The 8355-nt window shown below is 62.9% G+C and carries 6 protein-coding genes and 2 pseudogenes; 3 read left to right on the top strand and 5 right to left on the bottom strand.

Annotated elements, in window-relative coordinates:
- The first annotated feature begins 344 nt into the window (after positions 1 to 344).
- On the top strand, positions 345 to 1508 hold the full coding sequence (locus tag AC0L2U_RS30395) for a pilus assembly protein (protein WP_164893222.1): 1164 nt from the start codon (positions 345 to 347) through the stop codon (positions 1506 to 1508).
- 180 nt (positions 1509 to 1688) lie between these two features.
- Here the strand turns inward: AC0L2U_RS30395 and AC0L2U_RS30400 are convergent.
- The 3 genes and pseudogenes from AC0L2U_RS30400 to AC0L2U_RS30410 all read right to left on the bottom strand — a co-directional run bounded on the left by AC0L2U_RS30400 (position 1689) and on the right by AC0L2U_RS30410 (position 4254).
- Positions 1689 to 2505 (bottom strand): annotated as a pseudogene (locus tag AC0L2U_RS30400) (dienelactone hydrolase family protein).
- A 14-nt stretch (positions 2506 to 2519) separates the two neighbouring features.
- Positions 2520 to 3345, bottom strand: a pseudogene (locus AC0L2U_RS30405) (DUF2189 domain-containing protein).
- A 204-nt stretch (positions 3346 to 3549) separates the two neighbouring features.
- On the bottom strand, positions 3550 to 4254 hold the full coding sequence (locus tag AC0L2U_RS30410) for a glutathione S-transferase family protein (protein WP_127395620.1): 705 nt from the start codon (positions 4252 to 4254) through the stop codon (positions 3550 to 3552).
- A gap of 106 nt (positions 4255 to 4360) precedes the next feature.
- On the opposite strand from AC0L2U_RS30410, the gene AC0L2U_RS30415 reads away from it, so the two are divergent.
- Together AC0L2U_RS30415 and AC0L2U_RS30420 are read left to right on the top strand one after the other, a co-directional pair.
- Positions 4361 to 4717 (top strand): winged helix-turn-helix transcriptional regulator, encoded by a 357-nt coding sequence (locus tag AC0L2U_RS30415; protein ID WP_127395619.1) that lies wholly within the window; start codon positions 4361 to 4363, stop codon positions 4715 to 4717.
- A gap of 59 nt (positions 4718 to 4776) precedes the next feature.
- Positions 4777 to 5286, top strand: a complete 510-nt coding sequence (locus tag AC0L2U_RS30420; protein WP_127322629.1) for a CAP domain-containing protein — start codon at positions 4777 to 4779, stop codon at positions 5284 to 5286.
- A 2-nt stretch (positions 5287 to 5288) separates the two neighbouring features.
- Here the strand turns inward: AC0L2U_RS30420 and AC0L2U_RS30425 are convergent, their stop codons facing one another.
- A complete protein-coding gene (locus AC0L2U_RS30425) occupies positions 5289 to 6821 on the bottom strand; it encodes a DHA2 family efflux MFS transporter permease subunit (RefSeq protein ID WP_473603124.1) in 1533 nt (510 codons plus the stop codon).
- 306 nt (positions 6822 to 7127) lie between these two features.
- Positions 7128 to 8213: an HlyD family secretion protein gene (locus tag AC0L2U_RS30430; protein WP_127269395.1), complete on the bottom strand. Its 1086-nt coding sequence runs from the start codon at positions 8211 to 8213 to the stop codon at positions 7128 to 7130.
- Between the last annotated feature and the right edge of the window lie 142 nt (positions 8214 to 8355).

Below are 8355 nucleotides of genomic sequence, written 5' to 3' on the forward strand. Positions count from 1 at the left end.
GGTTCGCCGCAGCCGGTTCGGATTAGCCGAACCGCCCCGGCCTGTCACCAGTTTTCGCCAGGCGCGCGAGCGGCAGTGGATGTCTCGCGCGAAAGGCTGCGATGGGTAAGTCCAAGGTTTCCTCGCTTCAGTAGCTGCAATGGCGGCGCACTATCGTGCCGTGGGGCCGGCATGGTTAACTAGCCTCCAAAAAACTGGCCGGTCTTTGACGCATCCAGCAACGTGAAAATTAGCGTTTTATGAGCATCGTCATGCCGACCACTGGTTTCTGGGCTGGGATGCTAAAAGCGATGATCCTCGGATTCGCGCGCGACAGGCGCGGCAACTTTGCCTTGGCAACCGCCATGGCGATGCTGCCGATGATGCTTGGCGTTGCCGGAGTCATGGATCTGGTGGGCACCAGCGAGGATGCCGCGCAATTGCAGAACTCACTGGACGCGGCGGGGCTCGCCGTCGGCACAAAGTATTCGCCCGGCATGACGGCAGGTGATGTCCAGGCGCTCGGGCTGACATTTTTCGCGGCCAATATGAGCATTGCCGACCAGCAAGAATATTCGGGCAGCGTCTCCGCCTTTTCGGCAGCCGCGAGCGGCGACCCGAGCGCCTACTACATCTCGGTTTCGTCCAAAATCAGCCGAGCAAGCTTCATCAGCGGCGCGCCCGCTTGGCAGGCTCATCGCTCGGCCTCGGTCAAACTTGAGCCTGGCGCGCAAGCCTGCGTGCTGGCGCTCGATCCGCAGGCATCCGCCGCCGTGAGCCTGCAGGGCTCGACCAACGTCTCGATGAGCAACTGCGTGATCGCGGCAAACTCGGATGCGCCCGACGCCGTGAACAGGGGCGGTTCCGCACTGGTTTCAGCGGGCTGCGTCTCGACTGTCGGCGGCACTTCCGGGCTTTCGTCACCCAACGCCACACTCACCTGTGGAATGCCGCTCGAACATCAATATGCGTCTTTTGATCCTCTGGCCGACGTCGTCCCTCCCCCCTTCACATTGTGTCTGCCGGTCCCGAACGGCAAAACCTACACGCTGTCGCCCGGCACGTATTGCGACAAGACATTGTCGGGGGACATCACACTTGATCCGGGCGTCTACATCCTGCGCGGCACCACCATCAAGCCCGGCGGCAACGGTAGCCTGACAGGTCACGGCGTGACTATATTCCTCATGGAAGGCGCACAGCTCTACATAAATGCCAATGAGAAGGTGGACCTTTCCCCGTCCACCAGCGGCCCCTATGCCGGCATCACCATTTTCGAGGATCACGGGAACACGTCCGCCTTGACGCTCAATGGCGGGGCAAATTCCACGATCAGCGGTTTCGTCTATGCGCCTGACGCGCCCATTTCCTACGCTGGCAACTCAGATATGAGCAGCCAGGGCGATTGTCTGAGGCTTGTCGGCAAGACCGTGCTGATGACGGGAAACTCGTCCGTCAGGACGGATTGCACGGCCATGCTTGGAAATCGCGAGATGTATGCCAGTCGCCGCATCACTCTCGCGAAATGAAGAGGCCACGTTTCGTGCGTCAGCGGTAGTGAAAGCGCCGGTCGCCCACCGTCTCGATCGGCACATCGGTTGCGAAAATCGGTCATCCGGCGCCGGATGATGGCACGGTGCTGAAGGCACTCGCGCTGAAGATGGCGACAGACGCGCAGCGCTGAGAGTGCAAAACGGCAGTCGCCACTATCAGCCGCCGAAGACGTCTTTCAGGAATGCATGAGAGGCAAGGATGGATTGCTCGGCCGCATTGTACTGCATCCGGTGACCATAGGTCTCGATGCCAGTCTTCAATCCTGCGGAGTCAAATCCGTGACGAGCACCCGGGTAGACGTCAGCTGTACGGAGCTTCCCTTGCCGCTGCGCTGCGTAGCGCCGATCAGTATCAAGGTCGGGGCCGCCATGTCGCCATTCGTTGCCGAACAATCCGGATAGTAGGCGATCGCAGCCTTGAATTTGCGCTCCATAAGCCGCTCGTCTCCACCAGATTGCAAGGCCTCGAGCGTTGCGTTCCCGCCAGCGGAGAACCCCATCAACGCAATGCACCGCGGGTCGCAAAACTGTATTTCGATAGGAATTCCAGAGCGCCGTAGGCGTCATATATGCGATCAACAGAGTGGAGGCCATCACAGGTCTCCTTTATGCCGCGGTTGCTGAAGCTGTCGACGACGAGGACGACGTAACCCCAGGAGGACAGTCGCTCGGACCAGGTTTTCTTTACACTTCCGGGCAGACCTGAACATCCGTGCAGAACCACGACAGCCGGCAACGGCCCCTCACCCGGCGGACGCGTTAAATACCCCTGCAGCGGCGTGCCGGGAACGGCCTTCGGGACCTTGCCGCCTGCTTGCGCAATGCGCTTCTGAAATGACGTTGGCTCCGAAGCCGCGCTTTCAAACTGCACCGGCTGGTCAGCGCGCGCTGGCGCGGCAGGCAGATAGCTACCGATACAAAGGCAGGCCAGACAGACGATCTTGTTGGGCAGGCTCGGCAGGGTGAAGGCCATGGGTGCCTGCTTCGTTACATCGGCCGCCTTATCTGCTGTACCCGCTCGGGCTCGACCACCTTGCGGTAGAGATGCCAGGTGGCATGGCCGAGCACCGGCATGACGACGGCGAGCCCGGCAAACAGCGGGATCGAACCGATCACCAGAAGCACGGCGACCAGCAAGCCCCACAGCGCCATTTGCAGCGGGTTGGCCATCACCGCCCGGGCCGAGGTCTCGATCGCCGAAACGGCGCCGACGTCACGGTCGAGCAGCAGCGGGAAGGCAACCACGGTGGTGGCCAGCACAACTACGGCGAAGACAAAGCCCGCGGCATTGCCGGCAAGGATCAGCGTCCACCCCTTGCTGGTGGTCAGCACGTCGCGGATGAAGCCACCAATCGAGGCCGGCGGCTGGTCGCCAAACAGCCCAGTGTAGATCGATTGCGCGGTGTAGAGCCACAGCAGGAACAGCGCCACCAGCATGACGCCGATGACAGCGATCGACGGAACCGCGGACGAGCGCCGCACGTCAAACGCGTGCCGCCAGGAGGTGTTCATGCCGAGCTCGCGCCGGCGGCTGATCTCGTAAAGGCCGAGGGCCGCAAATGGCCCAAAGCAGCGCGAAACCCGACATCAGGGGATAGATGAGCTGGATGGCATTGGCGCCGGACGTCCACTGCGTCAGGATCAAGCCGACAATGGGATAGATCAGGCACAGGAACACGTAGTGCGATGGTTTTGCCCAGAAATCCTCGAAGCCGAGACGCAGCGCGTCCCAAAGGTCCGACGTGGTGATGCGGCGCACCGTTGGCTGCACATGCATTCCACGTGCGTCCGCCATGACATGAAAGCCGGCCATAACCTTCCTCCCGTGTGTCGGGGCGGTGTGTCGGGGCGGTCACCGCCTGGATGGCCGCCCGGAGCTGCCATTTCTCGTACAGCGTTATCCTAGCCGATTTAGAAGCAGTTGTCGCCAAGTCCGCCGGTAACGGCTGGTTGAACCGGGCGGCAGCAGACTTGGCGCCGCGCGCCGCCATGCACTTGGCGCCGCGCGGCTGGCAACTTATGAAGCGAAGCGATCGATCACCTCAGTCAGGGGGACGTGGCCAAGGCAGGCGCCAGAACCGGCGGGCTGTTCGCCATCCTCGACAGCCAGCGCATAACGCACGGCCGGATCGGATTCGATGCGAAGGCGCAATCCGGCCAGCTTGGGATAGGCAGCGCCGTCGATCGCCTGGTGAAACTCCGCCCAGCGCGCCACGCCGATCAGCGTGGTATCGGCCAGCGTCAGCCGGTCGCCGACCAGGAAATCCGTGTCGGCGATCATCGCCTCGAGCCGATCATGACGTTCCGCAACGGCCTTGCGGCCGAACTCCCGCAAGGTCGCCTTCAGCGCCGGTTCATCCGCCGCCATTTCCAATGCCACCCAGAGCGGGCTGAAGGCGGCGGTGAAACCGGTGTTCACGAAGGCCATCAGCTGGTGCATGCGGTCGGCTTGCGGCGTGCGCGGTTCGAAGCTGATGCGGCGCTGTGTGTCGCGGGCTTCGAGCCACGAGGCGATGGCCATTGTCTCGGTGAGCACCCGGCCTTCGTCGGTGATCAGCACCGGCGTTTCCTGACGGTCGTTGATGCTGGCATAGGCATCGTTTTTCATCTCGGTGAGCATGTCGACGCGGCACAGGCGATAGGGTTGCCCGACGCGTTCAAAGGCAGCGACAAGCCCCATCGAGCTTCCCGCCGGGAAGCCGTAAAGGAGGATAGGTTCCATTTGTTTTCTTCCGTGATTGAGAGGATCACGCCGCGCAGCGAAACTTGACCCTAAACGCTTGTCGTCCCATGTAAATTACGCACAATTCTGTAACCAGGATCCGCCCATGAAAGACGTCGTCTCACGCTGCCCGATCGAAGAGACCATGCGCGTGCTCAGCGGTCGCTGGCCCACACTGCTGCTCTATTATCTGAAGGACGGGACCAAGCGGTTCAGTGAACTGAGACGTGACAACCCGACCGTGTCGCATCGCATCCTGACCCTGGAACTGCGCAAGCTGGAAGAAGCCGGCATCGTGCGGCGCACGGTGCGTCCGGGTTATCCGTTGCGGGTCGACTATGACCTCACAGCGCCTGGCCGCCGGCTTGTACCGCTCATCGACGCGCTCGGGTCGTGGTGGGTGCATACGGAAGACGACCGGATGGGCGGTTCCTCGGACGCAGATCTCGATACTGCCGCCTAACATCTTCGATTTTCGCCGCCCTGCCCGGCAAAAGCCATGATCGACGTTATCTCAGGGGCATGACCATAGCGAAAATCGAAACCCACCCGATCCCGAATCTGCACAGACGCATGGTGCTGACCGGCCTCGCAGCCTTGGCGGGCCTCGCCGCCTGCAGCACCGTTTCACTGCCGTCAGGCGAAGGCGCCGGGGTCTCCTCCTCCGCCACCAGCACGCTGGCCAGCATCCGCGCCTCGGCGGGGCTCGCGCCGCTGGTCGCCGACCGGCAACTCGAACAGGCTGCCCTGCAGCAGGCCGGCTACATGGCGCAGCGCCGCCGCATGAGCCACACCACCGGCTGGGGCAAGGATTTCGCCTCGCGCGTCAAGGACAATCGAATCTCCGGCGCCGCGGCGGAGAACATCGCCGAGGGTCGTTTCGACCTCGAGAAGCTGTTCGACATCTGGGTGCATTCACCTGGCCATCGCCGCAACATGCTCGACCCGCGCTTCACCCGCTTCGGCCTTGCCTATGTGCGCGACGGCGGCGACAGCAAGCTCCGTTACTGGAGCCTCGTGCTCGGAAAATAGAGCTAGTCCATATGCGCTGCCGGCGCGCCGCCGGCAGGCGCCTGCTTGGGCTTGCGCAGCAGGAAAACAAACGGGATGGCAAGCAGCGTCATCACCATGAGTATTTTGAAGTCGTTGACGTAGGAAATCATCATCGCCTGCAGATTGACCATGCGATCGACCTGCGAAAGCGCCGTCGGATCGCCGCTCGCGGCGGCAGGAGAGACCGCCCAAAGATTGGGGTTGAATGGGTTGATGAAGGCCGAAAGCTCGGTGTGATTGATCTGCGTGTTGCGCACCATCAGAACCGTCACGACCGACACGCCTATGGACGAGCCAAGATTGCGCACCAGGCTGAACAGGGCCGTGGCATCGGTGCGGAAGCGAACGTCAAGCGTGGCGAAGGCAACGGTCGACAGCGGCACGAACACCATTCCCATCCCCAGGCCCTGGATGACGCCGGAGCTGATGATCAGCCAATTGTCCATCTGCGGCGTGAAGCTGGACATGGTGTAGAGCGACTGTGCGGTCAGGAGGAAGCCGATGACCACGAGGATCCTGGCGTCGATCTTGCTCATGAGCCGGCCGACGACCAGCATTGAAATCATGGTGCCGACACCGCGTGGCCCTATGACGACGCCGATGGTGACGGTCGGATAGCCGAAGATGGTCGACAGCATTGGCGGCAACAGCGACATGCTCGCCAGGATGAGCACACCCATGATGAAGATGAACGCCAGCCCGGTCACGAAATTGCGGTCGAGGAAGATCTTGGGATCGATGAAGGGGTGTTCGGCGGTCATGGTGTGAATGATGAACACCCAGAAGCCGGTGAGCGAAAGACCAAGTTCGATCCAGATCTCGACCGAGGAAAACCAGTCGACCTCGCCGCCGCGATCGAGCAGCAGCTGAAGCGCGCCGACGCCGAGCGATATCATGGCGAAGCCGAAGAAATCGAAGCCGCGCACCCGCCGGGCAACGGCCGGCAAGTAGGCGGCCATGCCGAGAAAGGCGACCATGCCGACCGGCAGGTTGATGAAGAACACCCAGCGCCAGTTGAAATTTTCGGTCAGCCAGCCACCCAGCGTCGGGCCCAGAATCGGCCCCAGCATGATGCCGGCGCCCCAAATAGCCATCGCCTGGCCATGGCGTTCCCTGGGGTTGATGTCGAGCAGGAAGGTTTGCGACAGAGGCACGATCGCCGCGCCGAACACGCCCTGCATCAGCCGGAAGAACACTATGCTCTCCAGGCTCCAGGCGATGCCGCACAGCATCGAGAATATGGTGAAGCCGACCACTGCCGTCAGGAACAGTTCCTTGCGGCCGAAGCGGTCGGCCAGCCAGCCAGTGACCGGCGTCATGATGGCGGCGGCAACGATGTAGGAGGTCAGCACCCAGTTGATGTTGTCCGGCGAGGCGCCGAGATCGCCCGTCATTGTCGGCAGAGCGACGTTGGCGATCGTCGTGTCGAGCGCCTGCATGACCGTCGCCAGCATCAGCGCGACCGTGATCAGGCCGCGATGCGGCACTTCTTTGAAGGGTTCGGGCGTGCTCATGGCGTGGAACTTCCAGCAGGTAACAAAAACGTGTACAAGGGGTTTCCGGGCGGCAACGCCTTCCGTTGAGAGACCCTCGTCGCGGTGGGACGCGATCGTCGATGTGGGGGTTACATCGACTGAAAGTCTCTGATGAGCGGATGCCTGCCGCCCGGAAACATGAGGACCGATGGGTCCGCGTCGGAGATTTCAGATTTCGGCCAGGCCGCGACGCGGCAGCGCCAAAACGCTGATCCTTCCAGCTCTTCCCATCAGACCAATCCTGCTATTCACCTCCGCTGCTGGTCCTGCGGCATTCTGTTGACGTTACTGCGCGGCCTCGCCAGCCGTGGCGTGACCGAAGATCGAAGGCAGGCCACGCGCCACGCCGGTGTCGACGGTAACGGTGGCGCTCATGCCGGTGCGCAACGCCATCTTGGCGTCCGCATCGATCAGTTCGAGACGAACCGGGATACGCTGTGTGACCTTGACCCAGTTGCCGGTGGCATTTTGGGCCGGCAGCAGCGAGAACTCGGCTCCCGTGCCGGCGCCGATCGCCTTGACCGTCGCCTCGAAGGTGCGCCCTGGATAGGTGTCGACCACGATCTCGGCCTTCTGGCCGGGCTTCATGTGGGTGAGCTGCGTTTCCTTGAAATTGGCATCGATCCAGGTGTCACCGGTCTCGACCAGCGAAAACAGCGGCGTGCCGGAACCGACATACTGACCGACCTTGAACGACGAGGCCTGGCTGACGATGCCGTCCGCCGGCGCCTTGACCGTTGTCTGGGCCAGGTCGTAGGCCGCCTTGTCGCGCGCGGCGAGCGCGGCCATCACGGTCGGGTGCTTGTCGGTCTCGATGTCGGGATTGCCGCCAAGGCCTGCCTTGGCGCTGATGATGCCTTGCTCGGCAACCGCCAGCTGCTGCTTGGCCTTGTCGAGATCGTTCTTGGCTTCGTCGAGCGACGATTTGGCGTTGATGCCCTTCTGGGCGAGGTCGGCGGCGCGGTCGAACTGCGACTGGGCGAAGGCGACCTGGCTGGCATCGGACTTTTGCTGAGCCATCGACTGGCCATAGGCCGCGCGCAACTGCTCGACATTGAGACGCGCGCCCGCAACCGCGGCGTCGGCCTGCGCCAGCGCGATCCGGTACGGCTCGGGGTCGATGGCAAACAGCTCGTCACCCTGCTTGACCAGCTGGTTATCGAAGATGTCGACCTTAACGATGCGGCCGGCCGTGTCGGAAGCGATCGACACCTTGGCCTGCTGCAGATTGGCGTTCTCGGTCTCCTGATAGCGGCCGCCGGTGACCCAGACATAGCCGCCGCCGACAGCCAATGCCGCAGGCAGCGCTACCATCAGCAGGAAGCGGCCCAGCCGGCGCTTTTTCTTCACGGGCACTGGGGCCGGCTGCACCGGGGGAGCAACCGCCGGCGGGGCCGCGGGGGGGGGGGCCCGGGGGGGGGGGGGGGGGGTGTGGGGGGGTGGGGGGGGGGGGTGGGGCGGGGGGGGGGGGGGGTGGGGGGGTGTTGTTTTTAATGTTTTTATTTTGGGCGGG

The sequence above is a fragment of the Mesorhizobium sp. WSM4808 genome, assembly GCF_055811675.1.

What these genes read in the sequence shown, in the direction of transcription:
- AC0L2U_RS30395 (WP_164893222.1), top strand. Translation starts at nt 345, where the DNA reads ATGGCGATGCTGCCGATGATGCTTGGCGTTGCCGGAGTCATGGATCTG.
- AC0L2U_RS30410 (WP_127395620.1), bottom strand. Translation starts at nt 4,254, where the DNA reads ATGGAACCTATCCTCCTTTACGGCTTCCCGGCGGGAAGCTCGATGGGG.
- AC0L2U_RS30415 (WP_127395619.1), top strand. Translation starts at nt 4,361, where the DNA reads ATGAAAGACGTCGTCTCACGCTGCCCGATCGAAGAGACCATGCGCGTG.
- AC0L2U_RS30420 (WP_127322629.1), top strand. Translation starts at nt 4,777, where the DNA reads ATGACCATAGCGAAAATCGAAACCCACCCGATCCCGAATCTGCACAGA.
- AC0L2U_RS30425 (WP_473603124.1), bottom strand. Translation starts at nt 6,821, where the DNA reads ATGAGCACGCCCGAACCCTTCAAAGAAGTGCCGCATCGCGGCCTGATC.